The 21,941-nt window shown below is 63.5% G+C and carries 24 protein-coding genes; 21 read left to right on the top strand and 3 right to left on the bottom strand.

Annotated elements, in window-relative coordinates; all coding sequences use genetic code 11:
- Positions 1–2 precede the first annotated feature (2 nt).
- From rpmF to FBY21_RS28210, 17 genes are all read left to right on the top strand, one after another.
- A complete protein-coding gene (rpmF, locus tag FBY21_RS28130; RefSeq protein WP_044412415.1) occupies positions 3–185 on the top strand; it encodes a 50S ribosomal protein L32 in 183 nt (60 codons plus the stop codon).
- Positions 186–188: 3 nt separating this feature from the next.
- Complete coding sequence (plsX, locus tag FBY21_RS28135; RefSeq protein WP_074970096.1) at positions 189–1,199, top strand: phosphate acyltransferase PlsX; 1,011 nt, start codon at positions 189–191, stop codon at positions 1,197–1,199.
- A 101-nt stretch (positions 1,200–1,300) separates the two neighbouring features.
- Positions 1,301–2,239, top strand: a complete 939-nt coding sequence (gene fabD / locus FBY21_RS28140; RefSeq protein ID WP_142015700.1) for an ACP S-malonyltransferase — start codon at positions 1,301–1,303, stop codon at positions 2,237–2,239.
- A 14-nt stretch (positions 2,240–2,253) separates the two neighbouring features.
- Positions 2,254–2,997, top strand: a complete 744-nt coding sequence (fabG, locus tag FBY21_RS28145; protein ID WP_044412409.1) for a 3-oxoacyl-ACP reductase FabG — start codon at positions 2,254–2,256, stop codon at positions 2,995–2,997.
- 188 nt (positions 2,998–3,185) lie between these two features.
- The gene (gene acpP, locus FBY21_RS28150; RefSeq protein WP_016493661.1) at positions 3,186–3,422 is read left to right on the top strand and encodes an acyl carrier protein; all 237 of its coding nucleotides are present in this window, start codon (positions 3,186–3,188) and stop codon (positions 3,420–3,422) included.
- Positions 3,423–3,530: 108 nt separating this feature from the next.
- Complete coding sequence (gene fabF, locus FBY21_RS28155; RefSeq protein WP_044412403.1) at positions 3,531–4,775, top strand: beta-ketoacyl-ACP synthase II; 1,245 nt, start codon at positions 3,531–3,533, stop codon at positions 4,773–4,775.
- A complete protein-coding gene (gene pabC / locus FBY21_RS28160) occupies positions 4,775–5,587 on the top strand; it encodes an aminodeoxychorismate lyase (RefSeq protein WP_142015704.1) in 813 nt (270 codons plus the stop codon). The genes fabF and pabC overlap by 1 nt, the downstream gene beginning before the upstream one ends.
- A gap of 3 nt (positions 5,588–5,590) precedes the next feature.
- Positions 5,591–6,646, top strand: coding sequence for an endolytic transglycosylase MltG (mltG, locus tag FBY21_RS28165; protein WP_142015708.1), 1,056 nt, complete (start codon positions 5,591–5,593; stop codon positions 6,644–6,646).
- On the top strand, positions 6,643–7,275 hold the full coding sequence (gene tmk, locus FBY21_RS28170) for a dTMP kinase (RefSeq protein WP_142015711.1): 633 nt from the start codon (positions 6,643–6,645) through the stop codon (positions 7,273–7,275). The genes mltG and tmk overlap by 4 nt, the downstream gene beginning before the upstream one ends.
- Entirely contained in the window at positions 7,268–8,254 is a 987-nt protein-coding gene (locus tag FBY21_RS28175) for a DNA polymerase III subunit delta' (RefSeq protein WP_142015714.1), read from the top strand. The genes tmk and FBY21_RS28175 overlap by 8 nt, the downstream gene beginning before the upstream one ends.
- Positions 8,255–8,288: 34 nt before the next feature.
- Positions 8,289–8,645 carry a PilZ domain-containing protein gene (locus FBY21_RS28180; protein WP_044412389.1) on the top strand — a complete coding sequence of 119 codons (357 nt, stop codon included), beginning with the start codon at positions 8,289–8,291 and terminating at the stop codon, positions 8,643–8,645.
- A gap of 56 nt (positions 8,646–8,701) precedes the next feature.
- A complete protein-coding gene (locus FBY21_RS28185; protein WP_044412387.1) occupies positions 8,702–9,487 on the top strand; it encodes a TatD family hydrolase in 786 nt (261 codons plus the stop codon).
- A 564-nt stretch (positions 9,488–10,051) separates the two neighbouring features.
- Positions 10,052–10,690, top strand: a complete 639-nt coding sequence (locus tag FBY21_RS28190; RefSeq protein ID WP_044412384.1) for a TetR/AcrR family transcriptional regulator — start codon at positions 10,052–10,054, stop codon at positions 10,688–10,690.
- Between the two features lie 85 nt (positions 10,691–10,775).
- Complete coding sequence (locus FBY21_RS28195; RefSeq protein ID WP_142015716.1) at positions 10,776–11,744, top strand: GTP 3',8-cyclase MoaA; 969 nt, start codon at positions 10,776–10,778, stop codon at positions 11,742–11,744.
- Positions 11,745–11,769: 25 nt separating this feature from the next.
- A complete protein-coding gene (locus FBY21_RS28200) occupies positions 11,770–12,657 on the top strand; it encodes a radical SAM protein (RefSeq protein ID WP_142015721.1) in 888 nt (295 codons plus the stop codon).
- 63 nt (positions 12,658–12,720) lie between these two features.
- The gene (locus tag FBY21_RS28205) at positions 12,721–13,323 is read left to right on the top strand and encodes a DUF4823 domain-containing protein (protein ID WP_044412375.1); all 603 of its coding nucleotides are present in this window, start codon (positions 12,721–12,723) and stop codon (positions 13,321–13,323) included.
- A 10-nt stretch (positions 13,324–13,333) separates the two neighbouring features.
- Complete coding sequence (locus FBY21_RS28210; protein WP_142015724.1) at positions 13,334–13,894, top strand: DUF1285 domain-containing protein; 561 nt, start codon at positions 13,334–13,336, stop codon at positions 13,892–13,894.
- 58 nt (positions 13,895–13,952) lie between these two features.
- Here FBY21_RS28210 and FBY21_RS28215 read toward each other — a convergent pair whose 3' ends face one another.
- The gene (locus tag FBY21_RS28215; RefSeq protein WP_142015727.1) at positions 13,953–15,617 is read right to left on the bottom strand and encodes an electron transfer flavoprotein-ubiquinone oxidoreductase; all 1,665 of its coding nucleotides are present in this window, start codon (positions 15,615–15,617) and stop codon (positions 13,953–13,955) included.
- 322 nt (positions 15,618–15,939) lie between these two features.
- Here FBY21_RS28215 and FBY21_RS28220 point away from each other — a divergent pair, with 322 nt between their 5' ends.
- Entirely contained in the window at positions 15,940–16,689 is a 750-nt protein-coding gene (locus tag FBY21_RS28220) for an electron transfer flavoprotein subunit beta/FixA family protein (protein ID WP_069559679.1), read from the top strand.
- On the top strand, positions 16,690–17,619 hold the full coding sequence (locus tag FBY21_RS28225; RefSeq protein ID WP_142015730.1) for an electron transfer flavoprotein subunit alpha/FixB family protein: 930 nt from the start codon (positions 16,690–16,692) through the stop codon (positions 17,617–17,619). It abuts the gene before it with no gap.
- A 202-nt stretch (positions 17,620–17,821) separates the two neighbouring features.
- On the opposite strand, the gene FBY21_RS28230 is transcribed toward FBY21_RS28225, so the two are convergent.
- Both FBY21_RS28230 and FBY21_RS28235 read right to left on the bottom strand, forming a co-directional pair.
- Complete coding sequence (locus FBY21_RS28230; RefSeq protein ID WP_142015734.1) at positions 17,822–19,372, bottom strand: beta (1-6) glucans synthase; 1,551 nt, start codon at positions 19,370–19,372, stop codon at positions 17,822–17,824.
- A gap of 115 nt (positions 19,373–19,487) precedes the next feature.
- Positions 19,488–19,709 carry a DUF2061 domain-containing protein gene (locus FBY21_RS28235; protein WP_142015739.1) on the bottom strand — a complete coding sequence of 74 codons (222 nt, stop codon included), beginning with the start codon at positions 19,707–19,709 and terminating at the stop codon, positions 19,488–19,490.
- Between the two features lie 223 nt (positions 19,710–19,932).
- Here FBY21_RS28235 and FBY21_RS28240 point away from each other — a divergent pair, with 223 nt between their 5' ends.
- Both FBY21_RS28240 and FBY21_RS28245 read left to right on the top strand, forming a co-directional pair.
- On the top strand, positions 19,933–20,244 hold the full coding sequence (locus FBY21_RS28240) for a DUF485 domain-containing protein (protein ID WP_044412356.1): 312 nt from the start codon (positions 19,933–19,935) through the stop codon (positions 20,242–20,244).
- Positions 20,241–21,908 (top strand): cation acetate symporter, encoded by a 1,668-nt coding sequence (locus tag FBY21_RS28245; RefSeq protein ID WP_142015742.1) that lies wholly within the window; start codon positions 20,241–20,243, stop codon positions 21,906–21,908. Before FBY21_RS28240 ends, FBY21_RS28245 begins: the two co-directional genes overlap by 4 nt.
- Positions 21,909–21,941: the final 33 nt, after the last annotated feature.

Raw genomic sequence — 21,941 nt, forward strand, 5'->3', positions numbered from 1 at the left:
TTATGGCTGTTCAGCAGAACAAAAAATCCCGCTCTGCCCGTGACATGCGTCGCTCCCACGACGCCCTCGAGGCCAATGCCCTGTCCATCGAGAAGAGCACCGGTGAAGTTCACCTGCGCCACCACGTCTCCCCGGACGGCTTCTACCGTGGTCGCAAAGTGATCGACAAGGGCTCGAACGAGTAATCCTTGTCTGTCTCTGTTATAGCGATTGACGCAATGGGCGGGGACTTCGGTCCCCGTTGCATTGTTCCGGCCAGCATTGCCTGCCTGGCTGAGTTCCCCTCCTTGCATCTGGTCCTTGTCGGCCAAGCCCCTGTCCTTGAAGAGCTCATCGCCCGCGAAAGCGGAGTCGATCGTCGACGCCTGTCCGTCGAGCATGCTGCCGAAGTGGTGGCGATGGACGAGCGGCCCTCGCAGGCGCTGCGCAGCAAGCCCGACTCTTCCATGCGTGTCGCGCTGGACCTCGTCCGTGCCGGGCGTGCCCATGCCTGCGTGAGCGCCGGCAATACCGGTGCGTTGATGGCGCTTTCCCGCTATGTGCTCAAGACCCTGCCGGGAATCGATCGACCTGCCATGGTGACTGCGATCCCCACGGCGCGCGGCCATTGCCACCTGCTGGACCTGGGCGCCAACGTGGATTGCAGTGCCGAGCATCTCTATCAGTTTGCGGTGATGGGCAGCGTTGCGGCTGAGGCGCTCGGGTTGCGCAGCCCTCGTGTGGCGTTGCTGAACGTCGGCACGGAGGACATCAAGGGCAACCAGCAGGTCAAGCTCGCTGCCAGCCTGCTTCAGCAGGCCAATGGGTTGAACTACATCGGCTACATCGAGGGCGATGCGCTGTATCGCGGCGAAGCGGATGTGGTGGTCTGCGATGGCTTCGTCGGCAACATCCTGCTCAAGTCCAGCGAGGGTCTGGTGGCGATGATTGCCGCGCGCATCGAGTCCCTGTTCACCGAGAATCTTGGCTCCCGTCTGGTTGGTGCGCTGGCACTGCCGCTGTTGAGTCGTCTCAAGGGTGACCTGGCTCCGTCCCGCCACAATGGCGCGAGCTTTCTCGGGCTGCAGGGGATCGTGGTGAAGAGCCACGGCTCCGCTGGCGCGGATGGTTTCCAGAGTGCGATTCGTCGTGCCGTCATCGAGGTGCGGGAGAATCTGCCGCAGCGACTCCATGGGCGGCTCGAGGATCTGTTGCTCTAGGATGTGACCGCTGGCCGAGGGTTGTCATCCAACTGTCAGTCCGTTGCGCCTGGCGCCGCCAGGTGTGCGAATCGAACAAGGCAAACACGGGAACCGTTCCAATGTCCGCATCCCTCGCATTCGTTTTCCCCGGTCAGGGCTCTCAGTCCCTTGGCATGCTGGCTGAGCATGGCGCTTCGAGCCGCCTGGTCGCAGAGACCTTCGGCGAAGCCTCCGAAGTACTCGGCTACGACCTGTGGGCCCTGACCCAGCAAGGTCCCGAGGAAAGCCTCAACCAGACCGACAAGACCCAGCCGGCGATCCTGACCGCATCCATCGCCTTGTGGCGCCTGTGGCTGCAGGAATGCGGCGCACGTCCCGCCTATGTAGCCGGTCACAGCCTGGGCGAATACTCCGCTCTGGTAGCCGCAGGCAGCCTGCAGTTCGCTGACGCCGTGAAGCTCGTCGAGCGCCGTGGGCAGTTGATGCAGCAGGCCGTCCCGGCTGGACAGGGCGGCATGGCGGCCATCCTGGGTCTCGAGGATGCCGATGTACTGGCAGCCTGTGCCGAGGCTGCAAAGGGCGATGTGGTCAGCGCGGTGAATTTCAACGCGCCGGGCCAGGTGGTGATTGCCGGTTCGGCTGCAGCTGTCGAGCGTGCCATCGAAGCCTGCAAGGCGCGCGGTGCCAAGCGTGCGATGCCGCTGCCGGTGAGCGTGCCGTCCCACTGCGCCTTGATGAAGCCTGCTGCAGAGCGTTTCGCCGAGTTTGTCCAGGCGCTGGACTGGAAGGCACCCGAGATTGCGCTGGTGCAGAACGTCAGTGCCTCGGTGGTGACCGATCTTGATGTGCTCAAGGCCGACCTCCTTGCTCAGCTCTACAGCCCGGTCCGCTGGGTCGAGTCGATGGTGCGCCTGTCCGAGCAGGGTGTGACCGATCTCGTCGAGTGCGGCCCCGGCAAGGTCCTGAGTGGCCTGAACAAGCGCTGCGTCAAGGGCATCGCTACCCATAACCTGGATACCCCCGACGCCTTCGCAGCCGCTCGCGCTGCGCTGGCCTGATCAAGGAGAAGACCATGAGTCTGCAAGGTAAGGTCGCACTGGTTACTGGCGCGAGCCGTGGTATCGGCCAGGCCATCGCCCTGGAACTGGGCCGCCAAGGTGCCGTCGTCATCGGTACCGCCACCACGCCGGGCGGCGCCGAGCGCATTGCCGAGTACCTGAAGGAGCACGGCATCGAAGGGGCCGGCCTGGTTCTGGATGTCAGCAGTGATGAATCCGTCGCCAGCACGCTGGAGCACATCCAGCAGCATCTGGGGCAGCCGCTGATCCTGGTGAACAATGCCGGCATCACCCGCGACAACCTGATGCTGCGCATGAAAGACGACGAGTGGTTCGACGTCATCAATACCAACCTGAACAGCCTGTTCCGCTTGAGCAAGGCAGTTCTGAGGGGCATGACCAAGGCGCGCTGGGGCCGCATCATCAACATCGGCTCCGTGGTCGGTGCGATGGGCAACGCCGGCCAGGCCAACTACGCTGCTGCCAAGGCCGGTCTCGAGGGCTTCGGTCGGGCGCTGGCCCGTGAAGTGGGCTCTCGCGCCATCACCGTCAACTCCGTTGCCCCTGGCTTCATCGATACCGACATGACTCGCGAACTGCCCGATGCGCAGCGCGAGGCCCTGTTGACCCAGATTCCGCTGGCTCGCCTTGGTCAGGCCGAGGAGATTGCGAAGGTGGTCGGATTCCTCGCTTCCGATGGTGCTTCCTACGTCACAGGGGCTACCATTCCGGTGAACGGTGGGATGTACATGAGCTGAATGTGACGAATCCCCTCAGGAAACTGTCATACGAGCTGTCTAAAATCCGGTACTCGAGTGCAATTGGGTTCTGGACGGCTCCTGACGGGGCCTGAAGGGGTTCGGAGTCCTGCTTGAAAAGCAGAAAACCCTTTCTATACACTGCAGCCCAAGCTGCACGGATTTTTCCATAGGAGTGAAAACAAGGTATGAGCACCATCGAAGAACGCGTCAAGAAGATCGTCGCCGAGCAACTGGGCGTCAAAGAAGACGAAGTCACCAACAGCGCTTCCTTCGTTGAAGACCTGGGCGCCGACTCCCTTGACACCGTTGAGCTGGTGATGGCTCTGGAAGAGGAATTCGAGACCGAGATTCCGGACGAGCAAGCCGAGAAGATCACCACCGTTCAGGAAGCCATCGATTACATCAACGCTCACGCGCAATAAGTAATCGTCGGTTCCCCGACCTGGAAAAGCCGCACGACCCTGAAGGTCGTGCGGCTTTTCTTTAAGCGGTTTTTGCCGCCGATCAGCAACATGTAAAAGGAGAGCGCTGTGTCGCGTAGACGCGTCGTGATCACCGGCCTTGGCATGCTGTCGCCCTTGGGCAACACCGTCGCCGATAGCTGGCAAGGCATCCTGGCTGGCCGCAGTGGCATCGGCCTCATCGAGCATATGGATCTGTCGGCCTATGCCACCCGTTTCGGCGGCTCGGTCAAGGGCTTCGATGTCGAGCAGTACCTGTCGGCCAAGGAAGCACGAAAGCTCGACCTGTTCATCCAGTACGGCCTGGCCGCGAGTTTCCAGGCCGTGCGTGACGCTGGCCTGGAAGTGACCGATGCCAACCGCGAGCGCATCGGCGTGGCCATGGGGTCGGGCATCGGTGGCCTGACCAACATCGAGAACAACTGCCGTTCGCTGATCGAGCAGGGACCGCGGCGCATCTCGCCGTTCTTCGTCCCGGGGTCGATCATCAACATGGTGTCCGGCTTCCTGTCGATCCACCTGGGTATCCAGGGGCCTAACTATGCCATCGCCACGGCGTGCACCACCGGCACCCACTGCATCGGCATGGCTGCGCGCAACATCGCTTACGGTGAGGCGGATGTGATGATCGCCGGTGGCTCCGAGATGGCGGCCTGCGGCCTTGGTCTCGGCGGCTTCGGTGCGGCCCGTGCACTGTCTACCCGCAACGACGAGCCGACTCGCGCGAGCCGCCCGTGGGACAAGGGTCGCGATGGCTTCGTGCTGTCAGATGGCGCCGGTGCGCTGGTGCTTGAAGAGCTGGAGCACGCCCGTGCCCGTGGCGCCACCATCTATGCCGAGCTGGTCGGCTTCGGCATGAGTGGCGATGCCTTCCACATGACCTCTCCGCCGGATGACGGCGCCGGTGCCGCGCGCTGCATGCGCAACGCCCTGCGTGATGCTGGTCTGAATGCGGACCAGGTGCAGTACATCAATGCCCATGGCACCTCGACGCCGGCCGGTGACCTGGCGGAAGCCGCTGCCGTGAAGAGCGTCTTCGGCGATCACGCCTACCGCGTTGCGGTGAGCTCGACCAAGTCGATGACCGGCCACCTCCTGGGCGCTGCCGGGGCCGTTGAGGCGATCTTCAGCGTGCTGGCGATCCGCGACCAGGTGGCTCCGCCGACCATCAACCTGGAGGAGCCGGACGAAGGCTGTGACCTGGACTTCGTGCCTCACCAGGCGCGCTCCATGCCCATCGACGTCGTTCTGTCCAACTCCTTCGGTTTTGGCGGCACCAACGGTTCCCTGGTGTTCCGTCGCTTCGAGGGCTGATGGACGACTGGATCGATGGCCGGCCGGCCGCCTCCCTTCCCATGAGGGATCGCGGCCTGGCCTACGGCGATGGACTGTTCGAGACCATCGCCGTTCGCCGGGGCGTTCCAAGCCTGTTGGAACGTCATCTGGCGCGCTTGGCTGAAGGCGCGCGTCGGCTCTTCCTGTCCCTGGATCTGGAGACGGTTCGTAACGAGCTCCTGGCATTCTCCGCCGAGTTGGGGGAGGGCGTTGCAAAGCTCATCGTCACCCGGGGTGATGGCCTGCGCGGCTATGCACCCTCCAGCGGTCCGGCCCGTCGCCTGCTGATGGCCAGTCCATTGCCTGCCTACCCATCGGTATGCGCCGAAGAGGGCATCGAGCTTTTTCCCTGCACCACGCGCCTGGCCGAGCAACCCCTGCTGGCTGGCCTCAAGCATTTGAACCGGCTTGAGCAGGTTCTCGCGCGTGCCGAGTGGAGTGATTCCCGCTATGCGGAAGGGCTGGTACGAGACCATTCGGGCCGGCTGATCGAGGGCGTGTTCAGCAACCTTTTCCTCGTGCATGACGGCCAGTTGCTGACGCCGGACCTGCAGCGCTGTGGTGTGCAGGGTGTCATGCGCGCGGCATTGCTGGATCTGGCCGCAGCCGAGGGAATCAACGTCCAGGTCCGCGACATCGCGTTCGACGAGTTGGCGGTCGCTGACGAGGTCTTTACCTGCAACAGCCTCTATGGCATCTGGCCGGTGCGCGCCTGCAGCGAGCATGTCTGGTCGGTGGGCCCGCTCACCCGTAAACTGCAGCCCCTTGCCCTCGCCCAACTGGACTGCTGATTCGTGATTCGCAAATTGCTCATGCTGCTGCAGGGTGGCCTGTTCCTCGTTGGTCTCTTGCTGGCGTTCGCGGGTTGGCAACAGCACCTGGCCCTCACCCAGCCCCTCGACCTCAGCGAGGAGCGCCTGCTCGATGTTCCGGCGGGTGCCACCCCGGGTGGCATGCTCAATCGACTGGAGGAGCAGGGCGTGATCCACAGCGCCTTCTGGCTGCGCCAGTACTGGCGTTTCAACCTTTCCGGCCAGGCACTGCACAGCGGTGAGTACCGCATGACCCCGGGCATGACCGCCGAAGGGTTGCTCGGACTCTGGCAGCGGGCCGATGTCGTCCAGTACAGCCTCACCCTGGTCGAAGGCTGGAATTTCCGCCAACTGCGAGCCGCGTTGGCCAAGCAGGTCAAGCTGGAACAGACCCTGGCCGGTGCCAGCGATGATGAAGTGATGAAGCGCCTCGGTCTGGAAGGCCAGCATCCCGAGGGGCGATTCTTCCCCGATACCTACCGTTATGTACGCGGCATGCGTGATACGGACCTGCTTCGCCAGGCTCACCAGCGCCTGGAGCAGGTCCTGGACGAGGAGTGGCAATCCCGTGCCCAGGGCTTGCCCTACAAGGATGCCTACGAGGCATTGATCATGGCCTCGATGGTGGAAAAGGAGACCGGCGTCCCGGAGGAGCGTGGGCAGATCGCCGGCGTGTTCATCCGTCGCCTCCAGCAGGGCATGTTGCTGCAGACCGATCCCACGGTGATCTACGGCCTGGGTGAGCGCTACACCGGCAAGATCACCCGTGCCCACCTGCGCGAGGCGACGCCCTACAACACCTACGTCATCGCCGGAATGCCGCCGACACCCATCGCCATGGTGGGGCGCGAGGCCATCCATGCGGCCCTCAACCCGGTGGAAGGCAAAAGCCTTTACTTCGTCGCCCGTGGCGACGGTAGCCACGTTTTTTCGGAGACCCTCGAGGCGCACAACAAGGCGGTCCGTGAGTTCCAGCTCAACCGCCGTGCGGACTACCGCTCGAGTCCCGCTCCCGTCAGCAAGAAGGACACCCCGTGAACGGCCTGTTCATTACGCTCGAAGGCCCCGAAGGGGCCGGCAAGAGCACCAATCGCGACTTCATCGCCTCTCGCCTGCGCGAGCGTGGCGTTGAAGTCCTGCTAACCCGCGAGCCCGGTGGCACGCCGTTGGCCGAACGCATCCGCGAGCTGCTGCTGGCGCCCAGTGACGAGTCGATGGCGGTGGATACCGAACTGCTGCTGATGTTCGCCGCCCGCGCCCAGCACCTGGACCGCGTCATTCGCCCTGCGCTTGAGGCCGGGCAAGTGGTGCTGTGTGATCGCTTCACCGACGCCACCTACGCCTACCAGGGCGGTGGCCGGGGTGTGTCGATGGCGCGTATTGCCGAACTGGAGCGCTTCGTCCAGGGCAGCCTGCGCCCGGACCTGACCTTGGTGTTCGACCTGCCGGTGGAAGTGGGCCTCCAGCGCGCCGCAGCTCGTGGCCGGCTGGACCGTTTCGAGCAGGAGAACCGCAGCTTCTTCGACGCCGTTCGCCAGACCTATCTCGAGCGTGCCGCCCAGGCGCCCGAGCGTTACCGGGTGATCGATGCGGCGAAGCCCCTGGCCGATGTCCAGCGTTACCTGGACGCTCTCCTGCCGGAGTTGCTGGAGCGCTGCCATGGCTGAAGCCTACCCCTGGCAGGACTCGCTCTGGCAGCACCTGGCCGGTCGCCCGTGTCATGCCCATGCCTACCTGCTGCATGGGCCGGCCGGCATCGGCAAGCGTGCGCTTGCTGAACGCCTGATGGCACGGCTGCTGTGCCAGCAACCTGCGGGAAACGATGCCTGTGGTCAGTGCAAGTCCTGCTTCCTGCTGGCAGCGGGCACTCACCCTGACAACTACGTGCTGGAACCGGAGGAGGTCGACAAGGCAATCCGTGTCGATCAGGTGCGAGACCTGGTGGATTTCGTCGTGCAGACCGCTCAGTTGGGGGGGCGCAAGGTCGTACTGCTCGAGCCGGCGGAGTCCATGAACCTGAACGCGGCCAACGCCCTGCTCAAGAGTCTGGAGGAGCCCTCCGGCGACACCGTGCTGCTGCTCATCAGCCACCAGCCGAGCCGCCTGCTGCCCACGATCAAGAGCCGCTGTGTACAGCAGGCATGCCCGTTGCCAGGTGAGGCGGAGAGCCTGGCCTGGCTCGCCCGGGCCCTGCCCGACAGTGATGCCGCGACTCGCTCGGACCTGTTGGCCCTGGCCGGCGGCTCGCCCCTGACCGCGTTGCGTCTGCACGGACAAGGCGTGCTGGAGCAGCGTGCCCAGGTGGTGGAGGGGGTGAAGAAGCTGATCAAGCAGCAAGTCGGCGTCAGTCAGTTGGCCGAAGGCTGGAACGCAGTGCCGCTGGTGCTGCTGTTCGACTGGTTCTGCGACTGGGCCCAGTTGATGCTGCGCTACCAGTTGACGCAGGACGAAGCGGGGCTGGGGCTGGCGGACATGCGCAAGGTCGTCCAGTACCTGGCGGACAAATCCTCCCAGGCCAAGGTGCTGGCGATGCAGGAGTGGCTGCTACAGCAGCGGCAGAAGGTGCTGGGCAAGGCCAATCTCAACCGTGTCTTGCTTCTCGAAGCCTTGCTGGTGCAGTGGGCAAGCTTGCCCGGACCGGGCTAGAATCGCCCACTGAGCCAGCCAGCAGGAACGCCGAATGAGTCTCCCACCCAATCTAGGCCCGCGTAACGGGATCCTGTCCCTGACGATCAAGGACAAGTCCGTGCTCTACGCCGCCTACATGCCGTTCATCAAGAACGGTGGCCTGTTCATCCCTACCAACAAGAGCTACAAGCTCGGTGACGAGGTGTTCATGCTGCTGAACCTAATGGATGAGCAGGAGAAGATCCCGGTGGCGGGCAAGGTGGTGTGGATCACCCCGAAGGGCGCCCAGGGCAACCGGGCTGCCGGTATCGGCGTTCAGTTCAACGATGGCGACACCACCGCCCGCAACAAGATCGAGACCTACCTGGCCGGTGCGCTGAAGTCCGATCGTCCCACCCACACCATGTAATCTCCGGCGCCGCCCAGGCGGCGCTTCCCTGTATCCCTCCAGTGGCACCCCGCACCATGTTGGTCGACTCTCATTGTCATCTTGATCGCCTTGACCTGGCTGCCCATGGCGGCTCCCTCGATGCAGCGCTCGATGCGGCGCGCGCCCGGGGCGTTGGGCAATTCCTCTGCATTGGCGTGAGCGCCGACAACGCTGCCGCAGTGAAGGCCCTGGCCGACCGCTACGGTGATGTGCACTGCTCGGTCGGCGTCCATCCGCTGGACCTCGCGCCTGGTCAGCCCCCAGCCTTGGACTGGTTGCTGCAGGAACTGGATCACCCGCGTGTGGTGGCCATTGGCGAGACCGGGCTCGACTATCACTACGAGCCGGAGGCAGCGGAGCTCCAGCAACAGGCTTTCCAACTGCACCTCGAGGCTGCACGGATCACCGGCAAGCCGGTCATCGTCCACACGCGCGAGGCGCGGGCGGACACCCTTGCCCTGCTGCGAGAAGCTGCCTTGCCCCAGGCAGGCGTGTTGCATTGCTTCACCGAAGACTGGGACATGGCCCGGGCTGCGCTCGACATCGGCTTCTATATCTCCCTTTCAGGGATCGTCACCTTCCGCAATGCCGAGGCGCTGCGTGAGGTCGCTCGCCAGGTGCCTGCCGATCGGTTGCTGGTAGAGACGGATTCCCCCTACCTGGCACCGGTGCCCCACCGGGGCAAAGCGAACCTGCCGCAGTATGTGCGCGAGGTGGCGGAGTTCCTGGCGGAGCTGCGGGGTGTGTCCTATGACGCGCTGGCCGAGCAGACCACGGCCAACTTCTACCGTCTGTTCCCGCTGGCCCAATCGGCTGCCTGACGCACAGGCAAAAAAAACCCGGGTTCTGGGGGATGAATCCGGGTCAAGACCATTAGGAGTAAAACAAAGTACGCGATCCTCGGTACTTTGGCCGGCGGGGCACTTGGGGGGAGATGCCGCGCACCGGTAAAGGGAAGTATTGGCCAATATCCCCGAGCGTCCAGAGCAGATCGGTCGTTTTTTAAACAGATTTGGAATACTCCCGCGCCCGCTGAGTCCCCCCTGTTCCTGCCTACCGTCTTGCATGCCGCAGCCCCAAAGAATGGGCGCAACATGACTTTTTCCACTTTGATCGGGCTTACAGCGAGCGTCGAATCGTCTGGCGTCGTCTTATAGATTGCTGATCGAATCCGGTCGGATTGATGTCTGGATATCTTCCAGGCGTTCTGTTTGGAGGGGGCGAAACCCTTCTGGGTCGCGCTTTCCAGCCATCCGGGGGCGTGTCGGCTGCTGCCTAATATGCCCGGCTGGGTGCTGGCAATACGCTCATAGTCGGATGTTCCGTGCATTTTGCCGGCATTTAGGCATAATACGCGGCTTGATTTTTGACCCTATAGTCCCTTTATGCAGAAAGAACCCCGTAAAGTCCGTGAGTTTCGCCGCCGCGAGCAGGAAATCCTCGATACCGCGCTCAAACTGTTCCTGGAGCAGGGCGAGGACAGCGTCACCGTCGAGATGATTGCCGACGCAGTGGGTATCGGCAAAGGCACGATCTACAAGCACTTCAAGTCCAAGGCCGAGATCTACCTGCGCCTGATGCTGGACTACGAGCGCGACCTGAACGAACTGCTCCACTCGGCGGACGTGGATCGCGACAAGGAAGCCCTGTCCCGCGCCTATTTCGAGTTCCGGATGCGGGATCCGCAGCGCTACCGCCTGTTCGACCGCCTGGAGGAGAAGGTGGTGAAGAACAGCCAGGTGCCCGAGATGGTGGAGCAACTGCACAAGATCCGTGCGTCCAACTTCGAGCGCCTGACCCAGCTGATCAAGGGGCGTATCGCCGAAGGCAAGCTTGAAGACGTACCGCCTTACTTCCACTACTGCGCGGCCTGGGCGCTGGTGCATGGCGCCGTTGCGCTCTACCACTCGCCTTTCTGGAGCAACGTCCTGGAAGACCAGGAAGGCTTCTTCCAGTTCCTGATGGACATCGGCGTGCGCATGGGCAACAAGCGCAAGCGTGACAATGAATCGCCATCCGGCTGAGTGATGGACGCCTGCTGGGCGCCGAGCCATGGGACGGGCTCGGGGCCCGGCGATATACTGCGCCACCCCCTCCTCGGAGCGTCCCGTGATCGTCGATCGACAAGGCAGGCGGTTTCGTAACCTGCGCATCAGCCTCACTGCCGCTTGCAACTATGCCTGCACCTACTGCGTGCCTGACGGCAAGCGCCTGGTCGCCGCCCATGACGAGTTGCCTGCCGATGCGCTGGTGCGCGGTGTGGCCTACCTGATCGAAGCCGCAGGCATCGAACGGTTGCGCATCACCGGCGGAGAGCCCTTGGTCAGCCCCAAGCTCGAAGCCTTTCTGGATGGCATCGGCCAGCTCGGTCTCGATGACATCAGCCTGACCACCAATGGCCAGCTGCTTTCCCGCAAGTTGCCCGCGCTGCTTGCCAGCGGCATCCGTCGCCTCAATGTTTCCCTGGATACCCTCGATGCGGATGCCTTCCGCCGGATCGCCAGGGGAGGAGACCTGGCGTCCGTGCTTCGTGGAATGGATGAAGCGGCCGCTGCCGGGATCAGGATCAAGGTCAACATGGTGCCGCTGCGGGGCCAGAACCTCGACCAGGTGCTGCCCCTGCTGGAGTACTGCCTGGCGCGCGGCTTCGAGCTGCGCTTCATCGAACTGATGCGCATGGGGCACCTGGCACGCGACGCGGCTGGCTTCCTGCGTCAGTTCGTCGGCCTGGATGAACTGCTGGCCGCCATTGGCGAGCAGTACGCCTATGTCCAGGCCGATGCGCCGGTGGACGCGACCGCGTTGCGCTATGAGATTCCGGGGCGCGGCCACTTCGGGGTGATCGCCAATGAGAGCGTGCCCTTCTGCCGGACCTGTTCGCGGCTGCGCCTGTCGTCCACGGGCTGGCTGCATGGCTGCCTGTCCTCCAGCAATCGTCACTATGTGGGGGACTTGCTGCACAAACCCCGTCACCAGGCACTCCCTGCACTGCAGCGGCTGCTCGTCAGCGCGTTGGCGGACAAGCAGGATGTCGCCTTCTCCGGTGGTGTGACGGTCATGAAGATCATCGGCGGCTGATGGCCGCCTCGGCGAGAAACAGCCCATGAGCTTTCCCGTTTCCTATATCGAACCCGTGTTCCGGCCGCCGAGTGAGGCGAACTCCCTGATCCTGCCGGTGACCAACGGCTGTTCGTGGAACCAGTGCACCTTTTGCGAGATGTACACGCAGCCCCAGAAGAAATTCCGGGCGCGTGATGAAGCGCAAGTGCTGGAGGAAATCCGTCGCTGCGGCGAACAACTGATCGTCCAGCGGGTTTTCCTGGCTGATGGCGATGCGCTGGTGCTGCCGACTCACCGCCTGCTGACGATTCTCCGCGCCATTGCCGAGCACCTGCCGGAGGTGAGGCGTGTCTCCAGCTATTGCCTGCCGAGGAACTTGCGTCGCAAATCGGTCGAGGAGCTGAAGGAGTTGGCCGATGCGGGCTTGGGGATGGTGTATGTCGGTGCCGAGTCGGGGGACGACGAGGTGCTGGCCCGGGTCAACAAGGGTGAAACCGCGGCCTCGACCCGCGATGCACTGCTGAAGCTCGGCGAGGCTGGCATCACCCGTTCGGTGATGATCCTCAACGGGTTGGGCGGAACGGTGCTCAGTGACCAGCATGCTGATCATTCAGCGCAGTTGATGAACGAGACCCAGCCCGAATTTCTATCCACGCTGGTGGTCAGCTTTCCCATGGGGGATGACCGCCTGCGGTCGCGTTTCGAGGATTTCCGCCCCCTGGACCAGATCGGCCTGTTCCGCGAAGTCGAGCGGATGCTGGAGGGGCTGGAGCTGCACGACACCGTCTTCCGCAGTGACCATGCGTCCAACTACCTGGTCCTCAAGGGGCAGCTGGGAGCGGACAAGCCGCGCCTGCTGGAGCAGGTGCGCCAGGCCATCGCTATGCCTGGGCGCGCCAATCTTCGCCAGGAATGGCAGCGCGGGTTGTGATGGCGCGGAACCTGCATTTCATACCGCCAGTGCCGGATTTACGTCGCTGGACGGAGGAACGTTATGCATAGGCTGATGGTGTTGCTGGTGATCGTGGCGTTGGGTGGCTGCATGAAGGTGAGCGACCTGGCCCTGGGCGCGCGGGACCATATGAGCGATGCGGGCCTGCTGGACCACAGCGAGACGCGCCGTGCCAATACGTGGCGCCTGCAGGCGGACTCCCTCATCTATATCGCCCAGAGCGCCTTCATGCCGGAGAACGGCACCCATACCCGGCCGAACGTGGTGGCGGAGGAGGCGTTCCGGGGCTTCGTCGAGTATTTCCCCATGGTCCGTCGCGCACGCCAGCCAGTGAGCCTGGAGCAGGCGATGAGCGAGGCGCGGGCGGTTGGGGCGAACTACCTGCTGTATACGCGCTTCGCCGATGCGGATGACCGGATCGGCACGCTGGAAGAGTGGGAGGACCAGGAAGCGGTGGATAGGCTCGGCGTCGACAACGGCGTGATCCAGCTGATGCTGATCGAGACCAACACCCGCTACCTGGTGGACACCGCGCGGATCACCAACCGCGGCGGGCTGTTCACCTTCTATGACCAGAAGCCCGAGGACCTGATCGGTCCGCCCCTGAGAGAGTATGCGCGCAGCCTGTTGGGGCTGAGCCGCTGAGGAGGATGCCATGAGCGATACAGGCAAGGCAGGTGATCTGCTGGCACAGCTGCCCAAGGGAAAGGGGCTGCCACCTGTCCACCTGTGGAACCCCGATTTCTGTGGCGACATCGACATGCGCATCGCCCGGGACGGGACCTGGTACTACCTCGGTTCGCCCATCGGGCGGAAGCCGATGGTGCGGCTGTTCTCGTCCATCATCCGCCGCGACGGCGATGACTACTTCCTGGTGACACCGGTGGAAAAGGTCGGCATCACCGTCGAGGACGCGCCCTTCGTTGCGGTAAGTGTCGAGGTGAGCGGGGAGGGCGAGCGTCAGGTGCTGCGCTTCGTCACGCATGTCGAGGACGAGGTGGAGGCCGGCGCCGAGCATCCCATTCGCGTAGTGATCGATCCGGTCACCCAGGAGCCTTCGCCCTATGTGCATGTGCGGGCCAACCTGGAGGCGCTGATCCACCGCAACGTCTTCTACCAACTGGTCGAGTTGGCGGTGGTGCGCGAAATCGATGGTCGTCGCTGGCTGGGGGTGTGGTCGGGCGGGGAGTTCTTCCCGATCGGCGAAGAGCCTTGATCGGCTTTCCCACAAGCAACAAAAAAGGCCCCCTTGGGGCCTTTCCTGTTTGTGGCGATTACATGTTGGGGTAGTTCGGGCCACCGGTGCCTTCCGGGGCAACCCAGGTGATGTTCTGCGCCGGGTCCTTGATGTCGCAGGTCTTGCAGTGGACGCAGTTCTGGGCGTTGATCTGGAAGCGCTTGTTGCCGTCTTCCTGGGTCACCACCTCGTATACGCCGGCCGGGCAGTAGCGTTGGGCGGGTTCGTCGTACAGCGGCAGGTTCTTCTCGAGCGGAATGCTCGGGTCGGTGAGCTTCAGGTGGCAGGGTTGTTCCTCTTCATGGTTGGTGTTGGAGAGGAATACCGAGGACAGCTTGTCGAAGCTGATCTTGCCGTCCGGCTTCGGATAGTCGATGCGCTGGGACTGGGCGGCGGGCTTCAGGCAGGCGTAGTCCGGCTTGTTGTCACGCAGGGTGAAGGGAATCTTGCCGCCGAACCAGTTCTGGTCGATGTAGTTGAACGCACCGCCGACCAGGGCGCCGTACTTGTGGATGGCGGCACCGAAGTTGCGGCTGCAGAACAGCTCGTCGTACAGCCAGCTGGACTTGAAGGCATCGACGTAGCCGGTCAGTTCGTCGCCACCTTCCTTGCCGGCGGCCAGGGCGGCGGCGATGGCCTCCGCAGCGAGCATGCCGGACTTCATGGCGGTGTGGCTGCCCTTGATCTTGGCGAAGTTCAGGGTACCCAGGTCGCAGCCGATCAGCGCGCCGCCCGGGAAGACCATCTTCGGCAGGGAGTTCAGGCCGCCCTTGCAGATGGCGCGGGCACCGTAGGCGACGCGCTTGCCGCCTTCCAGGTACTGCTTGATCACCGGGTGGTGCTTGTAGCGCTGGAACTCGTCGAACGGCGAAAGGTAGGGGTTGGCGTAGGACAGGTCGATGATCAGACCCACGACCACCTGGTTGTTCTCCAGGTGATAAAGGAAGGAGCCGCCGGTGTTCTCGGTGCCCATGATGTCCATCGGCCAGCCGGCGGTGTGCACCACCAGGCCCTGCTCGTGCTTGGACGGGTCGATGTCCCAGATCTCCTTGATGCCGATGCCGTAGTGCTGGGCATCGGCCTCGGAGTCGAGGTTGTATTTCTTGATCAGCTGCTTGCCGATGTGGCCACGGCAGCCTTCGGCGAACAGGGTGTACTTGGCACGCAGTTCCATGCCGGGGGTGTAGTAGCCTTCCTTCGGGTGGCCTTCACGGTCGACACCGAGGTCGCCGGTGATGATGCCGCGAACCACGCCATTCTCGTCGATCAGCGCTTCCTGGGCGGCGAAGCCCGGGTAGATCTCGACGCCCAGGCCTTCGGCCTGCTGGGCCAGCCAGCGGCACAGGTTGCCCAGGGAGATGATGTAGTTGCCCTCGTTGTGCATGGTCTTGGGCACGAAGAGGTCGGGGATCTTGATCGCGCCCTCGGCATCCTTGAGCATATAGATGTCGTCGCGCTTGACCGGAGTGTTCAGCGGAGCGCCCAGCTCCTTCCAGTCAGGGAACAGTTCGTTGAGCGCGCGGGGTTCGAAGACTGCACCCGAGAGGATGTGGGCGCCGACTTCGGAACCTTTCTCGACCACGCATACGCTGATCTCCTGACCAGCTTCGGCGGCCTTCTGCTTCAGTCGGCATGCTGCGGACAGGCCAGACGGGCCGGCGCCGACGATGACGACGTCGAATTCCATGTATTCGCGTTCCACTGTCTATCTCCTCAAGGCTCTCTTCGATGTTTTATGTGGGAGGGCTAGGCTCGATCCCTGACCAGAGCTGGCGCATTATATCCACACCCTTTGGCGGGTCCAATACAAACGTTTGTTTGAATTTTGTCAAAGCCTGATAGGATAAGGCTCTGCGGCTTATGACTGGGTATTTTCCCGTATTGACCGGTTTGGGTGTTACGGTCAAGATACGGTCGGTTTTGCACTCGCCGTATGGGCTGACCGTCGGTTCCGGCCGATGAGCATCACCCGCCAGGTTCGCCTTGGCGACATTCTTATTTCACCGGAGAGTAACGAGGAATCCATGAAGGTTCTTGTAGCTGTCAAACGAGTGGTCGACTACAACGTCAAGGTCCGCGTCAAGGCGGACAACTCCGGCGTCGACCTCGCCAACGTCAAGATGTCGATGAACCCCTTCTGCGAGATCGCTGTCGAAGAGGCCGTGCGTCTGAAGGAAAAAGGCGTCGCGACCGAAATCGTCGTCGTCACCATTGGCCCGAACACCGCTCAAGAGCAGCTGCGTACTGCCCTGGCCCTCGGTGCTGACCGCGCCATCCTGGTCGAGTCGGCCGATGAGCTGAACTCCCTGGCCGTCGCCAAGCTGCTGAAAGCCGTCGTGGACAAGGAGCAACCCCAGCTCGTGATTCTCGGCAAGCAGTCCATCGACAGCGACAACAACCAGACCGGCCAGATGCTGGGCGCCCTCACTGGCTTCGCCCAGGGCACCTTCGCCTCCAAGGTCGAAGTCGCTGGAGACAAGGTCAATGTCACCCGTGAGATCGACGGCGGCCTGCAGACCGTGGCCCTGAACCTCCCGGCCATCGTCACCACCGACCTGCGTCTGAACGAGCCGCGCTACGCTTCGCTGCCGAACATCATGAAGGCCAAGAAGAAGCCGCTGGACGTGGTTACCCCCGACGCCCTGGGCGTTTCCACCGCCTCCACCGTCAAGACCCTGAAAGTCGAAGCGCCTGCTGCCCGCAGCGCCGGCATCAAGGTCAAGTCCGTGGCTGAACTGGTCGAGAAACTGAAGAACGAGGCGAAGGTAATCTAAATGGCTATCCTGGTTATCGCTGAACACACTAACTCCGCCCTGGCCGCCGCTACCCTGAACGTAGTGACCGCTGCCCAGAAGATCGGCGGCGACATTCACGTCCTGGTTGCCGGTTCCGGCGTTGGCGGTGCTGCCGAAGCGGCTGCCAAGGTTGCTGGCGTTTCCAAGGTACTGGTTGCTGACAGCGCGGCTTTCGCCCATCAGCTGCCGGAAAACGTCGCGCCCCTGATCGCCGAGCTGGGCAAGGGCTACAGCCACGTCCTGGCTGCTGCCACCACCAACGGCAAGAACTTCCTGCCGCGCGCTGCTGCGCTGCTGGACGTCGACCAGATCTCCGAGATCATCGCTGTTGAAAGTGCCGACACCTTCAAGCGTCCGATCTACGCCGGTAACGCCATCGCCACCGTGCAGTCCACTGCTGCCATCAAAGTGATCACCGTTCGTACCACCGGCTTCGACGCTGCTGCTGCCGAAGGTGGCTCCGCCGCCATCGAAGCCGTGGGCGCTGCCAACGACGCTGGCAAATCCGCCTTCGTGGGTGAAGAGCTGGCCAAGTCCGACCGTCCCGAACTGACCGCAGCCAAGATCGTCGTCTCCGGCGGCCGTGGCATGGGCAACGGCGACAACTTCAAGCACCTGTACTCCCTGGCCGACAAGCTGGGCGCTGCCGTCGGTGCTTCCCGCGCCGCCGTCGACGCCGGCTTCGTGCCGAACGACATGCAGGTCGGCCAGACCGGCAAGATCGTCGCCCCGCAGCTGTACATCGCCGTGGGCATCTCCGGTGCCATCCAGCACCTGGCCGGCATGAAGGACTCCAAGGTCATCGTCGCTATCAACAAGGACGAAGAAGCTCCGATCTTCCAGGTGGCTGACTACGGCCTGGTGGCTGACCTGTTCGAAGCCGTACCCGAGCTGGAAAAGCTGGTCTGATCCCGCTGCTCCAGTCGTGAAGAAGCCCGCCTACTGGCGGGCTTTTTCATGCCCGCATGATTCCTGGCGGCAACCATCCTGATCTGTCTCCTGAGGTCTGCACGTACGTCCCTGCTCCGCTCATGGACGGCGCTGCAGCCCCCGTTCGACTCCCAACAAAAAGCCCGCCATGAGGCGGGCTCTTCGAGCGGTCCAGCCGATCTCAGCGTGTCAGCTTTAGGCTGCGAACCATCGCCAGGGTCATCAGCAGGGCGGTGGCCGCCCAGCCGATGGCCTGGATGTTGCCCAGGGTTTCCTCGACAAGCTGGGGAATGATCCCCAGGCCGATCATCAGGGCCAGCAGCAGCGTCTCGCGGCGCGAGGCGCTGACCGGGCGGGCGAGATAGAACAGAGCCGGCAGCAGCAGTGCTGCGCTGGGGAAGCTGCGGTAGCGCGCATCGAATACCAGGCCCAGCATCAGCACCGCGCCGACGAAGCCGGCACTGAGCAGCCACCAGCCGCCACGGGCTTCCAGCCAGGCGAACAGGCGTTCACGCGCTGCATCCCGGGCGGACAGGCTCAGCACACCGTGGGCCAGCACCACCAGGTTCAGCGCCACGATGGCGGCGGCCCAGGCCCACTCGCCGGCATAGCGTGCGGTCACGCGGGTCAGCTCGGCCCACATGCCGATGCTGCCGGCGCCCAGGGCGGCCAGTAGCGGCATCAGCCAGGCCGCGCGCACCGAGGCGGGGCGGCCACCCAGAGCGAGGGCGACCAGGAACAACAGGGCGCTGGCGCCCAGCCAGTTCGGCCAGTGGGGGAGGTTGGAGACCGGCCCGGCCAGCACGCCTTTCTCGGTACGGTCGGCGCTGAACAGGCCCCAGTAGCCGCCCACCGCGCCTTCGCTGACGCGCTTCCAGGGCTGGTCGAAGGCTTCGATCAGGTTGTAGCGCCAGCCGTTCTCCTCGGCCATGTGGACGAAGCCACGGATGAACTTGGCCTCGTTCACGCGGCTGGGCAGTGCGGTTTCGCGCTGGCGTCCCTCGCTGGGCCAGCCGGTCTCGCCGATCAGGATGTCCTTGGGCGCGAAGCGCTTGCCGAAGTCCTCGCGGATTTCGCCGACGTGGGCGAGGGCCTCGTCGATCCCCGCCGGGTCGTCTTCCCAGTAGGGCAGCAGGTGGATGGTGAGGAAGTCCACCGCCGGAGCCACCTCCGGATGGCGCAGCCAGAACTCCCACACATCGGCGTAGGTCACCGGTTGCTTCACCTGGGCTTTCACCTCGGTGATGAGCTTGGCCAGCTGGGCGCCGGTCACCTCCTTGCGCAGCAGGGTCTCGTTGCCGACGATCACTGCCTCGACCACGTCCGGGTTGGCGTTGGCGGCTTTCACCAGCGCGGTGATTTCCTTGCCGGTGTCCACCGGGTTGCCGTTGACCCAGGCGCCGAGCATCAGCTTCAGCCCGTGCTTGCGGGCCAGCTCCGGCATGGCTTCGAGGCCGGTCATCGAATAGGTGCGCACGCAGTAGAAGCGCGTCGCCAGCAGCGCCAGGTCGGCATCCATGCGTTCGGGGCGCAGGACGAACGGCTGGTCGAACGGCGATTGGTCCTTGTCGAACGGGCTGTAGGACGCACATTGCAGCTTGTGGGTCGGCGTGGCGGCGTCCGGCAGGATCACCGGCTTGCCCTGGCCGTACCAGAGGCCGGCGAGCGACAACAGGGCGATCAGAGATGCGAACAGGTAGGGAAACAGGGGGAATCGGCTGGTTGGGCTCATTGGATGTGTCGCGACTGGCGGCAAAGCGCCGAATCTTAGCGGATTAGCACCCTGCGTAGGAATGTGCCTTTCCTTCCGATCCGCCGCTGCCTGTGTCCAGTCGTTACCGATGCCTTCAGGCGTGGCGATGACTCCAGCCCGCAAAGCCGTTCGCACCATCGATGCCCCGGGCTTCCAGGCGCTTCCAGAGCTTCTCGTGCAGGTGGAAACCCACCGAGTTCACCAAGGGTTCCACCAGGGCCACCAGGCCGCCGACCGTCACGCTGCCGGTGAGCAGGTAGGCCACCGTGAAGGCGATGCCGAAGTGCATGAGGGTGAAGGTCACGGTCTTGAGCATGATGGTGTTCCGCAGTTGCGAATGATTCATGTTCGCCAGACTAATGGCCGTGCAGCGTGGAAGGAAATGCAACGCGGGAATGGTGACGATAGCCCCGGTCAATCAAGGGTGTACGACCTTGGTCTAGAAAGCGGCGGCGCTACGACTAAGGTCGTCTGTCACCCGTGCATGGTCGATCTAGAGTTGCTTTCACCACCCATGTGCTGTGGAGGACAACAACAAAATGAACGACAGCATTTACCAACGGATTCACGAGAATCCGCGCTTCAAGGAACTGGTGACCAAGCGTGAACGTTTCGCCTGGTTGCTCTCTGCCATCATGCTCGGCCTCTACCTGGCCTTCATCCTGCTGATCGCCTTCGAGCCGCAGGTACTGGGCATGCGCCTCAGCGCCGACTCGCCGATCACCCTCGGCATTCCGATCGGCGTCGGGATCATCCTCACCGCCTTCGTCCTGACCGGTGTCTACGTGCGCCGCGCCAACGGCGAGTTCGACCGGCTGAACCAGGAAATCCTCAAGGAGGCGCAGCAATGAGCGCGCGTATTCTCTCGCTTCTTGCCGCCGCGGGCCTGATGGTCGCCGCGCCGGCACTCTGGGCAGCCGGTGCCATCGAAGGCGATGTGCAACGCCAGCCGGTGAACGTGTCCGCCATCGTCATGTTCGTGGCCTTCGTCGGCTTCACCCTCTGCATCACCTACTGGGCCTCCAAGCGCAGCAAGTCGACTGCCGACTTCTACACCGCCGGCGGCAGCATCACCGGCTTCCAGAATGGCCTGGCCATCGCCGGCGACTACATGTCCGCCGCGTCCTTCCTGGGCATTTCCGCGCTGGTGTTCACCTCGGGCTATGACGGCCTGATCTACTCCATCGGCTTCCTCGTCGGTTGGCCGGTGATCCTGTTCCTGATCGCCGAACGCCTGCGCAACCTCGGCAAGTACACCTTCGCCGACGTCGCCTCCTACCGCCTGAAGCAGAAGGAAATCCGCACCCTTTCTGCCTGCGGTTCGCTGGTGGTGGTGGCCTTCTACCTGATCGCGCAGATGGTCGGTGCCGGCAAGCTGATCGAGCTGCTGTTCGGCCTGAACTACCACGTTGCCGTGGTGCTGGTGGGCATCCTGATGGTCTGCTACGTGCTGTTCGGCGGCATGCTGGCCACCACCTGGGTGCAGATCATCAAGGCCGTGCTGCTGCTCTCCGGCGCCTCCTTCATGGCGATCATGGTGCTCAAGCACGTCAATTTCGACTTCGCCGCCCTGTTCAGCGAGGCCATCAAGGTCCACCCGAAAGGCGAGGCCATCATGAGCCCCGGCGGCCTGGTGAAGGACCCGATCTCGGCCATCTCCCTGGGCCTGGCGCTGATGTTTGGCACCGCTGGCCTGCCGCACATCCTGATGCGCTTCTTCACCGTGAGCGATGCCAAGGAAGCCCGTAAATCGGTGTTCTTCGCCACCGGCTTCATCGGCTACTTCTACATCCTGACCTTCATCATCGGCTTCGGCGCCATCCTGCTGGTCAGCACCAACCCGGCCTTCAAGGACGCCACCGGCGCCCTCATCGGCGGCAACAACATGGCAGCGGTGCACCTGGCCAACGCCGTGGGTGGCAGCCTGTTCCTCGGCTTCATCTCCGCCGTTGCCTTCGCCACCATCCTCGCGGTCGTGGCAGGCCTGACCCTGGCGGGCGCCTCGGCCGTGTCCCACGACCTGTACGCCTCCGTGGTCAAGAAGGGCAAGGCCAACGAGAAGGATGAGCTGCGCGTCTCGAAGATCACCACCGTCGCACTGGGCGTCCTGGCCATCGGCCTGGGCATCCTGTTCGAGAAGCAGAACATCGCCTTCATGGTGGGCCTGGCCTTCTCCATCGCCGCCAGCTGCAACTTCCCGGTGCTGATCCTTTCCATGTACTGGAAGAAGCTGACCACCCGTGGCGCCATGATCGGCGGCTGGCTGGGGCTGGTAACGGCCGTCACGCTGATGATCCTCGGCCCGACCATCTGGGTTCAGATCCTCGGCCACGCCGAAGCCATCTACCCCTACGAGTACCCGGCCCTGTTCTCCATCCTGGTGGCCTTCGTCGGTATCTGGTTCTTCTCCATCACCGACAAGTCCACGGCTGCTGATGAAGAGCGTGCGCGCTTCTTCCCGCAGTTCGTCCGCTCCCAGACCGGCCTGGGTGCCAGTGGCGCCGTCGCCCACTGATCGCTCGGCCAACAAGAAGAAGGGCAGCCATTG

The organism is Pseudomonas sp. SLBN-26 (assembly GCF_006715895.1).
GTDB lineage: Bacteria > Pseudomonadota > Gammaproteobacteria > Pseudomonadales > Pseudomonadaceae > Metapseudomonas > Metapseudomonas otitidis.

Excerpts from the sequence above, each read along its gene's own strand:
- rpmF (WP_044412415.1), top strand. The coding sequence starts at position 3 with ATGGCTGTTCAGCAGAACAAAAAATCCCGCTCTGCCCGTGACATGCGT.
- fabD (WP_142015700.1), top strand. The coding sequence starts at position 1,301 with ATGTCCGCATCCCTCGCATTCGTTTTCCCCGGTCAGGGCTCTCAGTCC.
- fabG (WP_044412409.1), top strand. The coding sequence starts at position 2,254 with ATGAGTCTGCAAGGTAAGGTCGCACTGGTTACTGGCGCGAGCCGTGGT.
- acpP (WP_016493661.1), top strand. The coding sequence starts at position 3,186 with ATGAGCACCATCGAAGAACGCGTCAAGAAGATCGTCGCCGAGCAACTG.
- pabC (WP_142015704.1), top strand. The coding sequence starts at position 4,775 with ATGGACGACTGGATCGATGGCCGGCCGGCCGCCTCCCTTCCCATGAGG.
- FBY21_RS28175 (WP_142015714.1), top strand. The coding sequence starts at position 7,268 with ATGGCTGAAGCCTACCCCTGGCAGGACTCGCTCTGGCAGCACCTGGCC.
- FBY21_RS28180 (WP_044412389.1), top strand. The coding sequence starts at position 8,289 with ATGAGTCTCCCACCCAATCTAGGCCCGCGTAACGGGATCCTGTCCCTG.
- FBY21_RS28185 (WP_044412387.1), top strand. The coding sequence starts at position 8,702 with ATGTTGGTCGACTCTCATTGTCATCTTGATCGCCTTGACCTGGCTGCC.
- FBY21_RS28190 (WP_044412384.1), top strand. The coding sequence starts at position 10,052 with ATGCAGAAAGAACCCCGTAAAGTCCGTGAGTTTCGCCGCCGCGAGCAG.
- FBY21_RS28200 (WP_142015721.1), top strand. The coding sequence starts at position 11,770 with ATGAGCTTTCCCGTTTCCTATATCGAACCCGTGTTCCGGCCGCCGAGT.
- FBY21_RS28205 (WP_044412375.1), top strand. The coding sequence starts at position 12,721 with ATGCATAGGCTGATGGTGTTGCTGGTGATCGTGGCGTTGGGTGGCTGC.
- FBY21_RS28210 (WP_142015724.1), top strand. The coding sequence starts at position 13,334 with ATGAGCGATACAGGCAAGGCAGGTGATCTGCTGGCACAGCTGCCCAAG.
- FBY21_RS28220 (WP_069559679.1), top strand. The coding sequence starts at position 15,940 with ATGAAGGTTCTTGTAGCTGTCAAACGAGTGGTCGACTACAACGTCAAG.
- FBY21_RS28225 (WP_142015730.1), top strand. The coding sequence starts at position 16,690 with ATGGCTATCCTGGTTATCGCTGAACACACTAACTCCGCCCTGGCCGCC.
- FBY21_RS28230 (WP_142015734.1), bottom strand. The coding sequence starts at position 19,372 with ATGAGCCCAACCAGCCGATTCCCCCTGTTTCCCTACCTGTTCGCATCT.
- FBY21_RS28235 (WP_142015739.1), bottom strand. The coding sequence starts at position 19,709 with ATGCTCAAGACCGTGACCTTCACCCTCATGCACTTCGGCATCGCCTTC.
- FBY21_RS28240 (WP_044412356.1), top strand. The coding sequence starts at position 19,933 with ATGAACGACAGCATTTACCAACGGATTCACGAGAATCCGCGCTTCAAG.
- FBY21_RS28245 (WP_142015742.1), top strand. The coding sequence starts at position 20,241 with ATGAGCGCGCGTATTCTCTCGCTTCTTGCCGCCGCGGGCCTGATGGTC.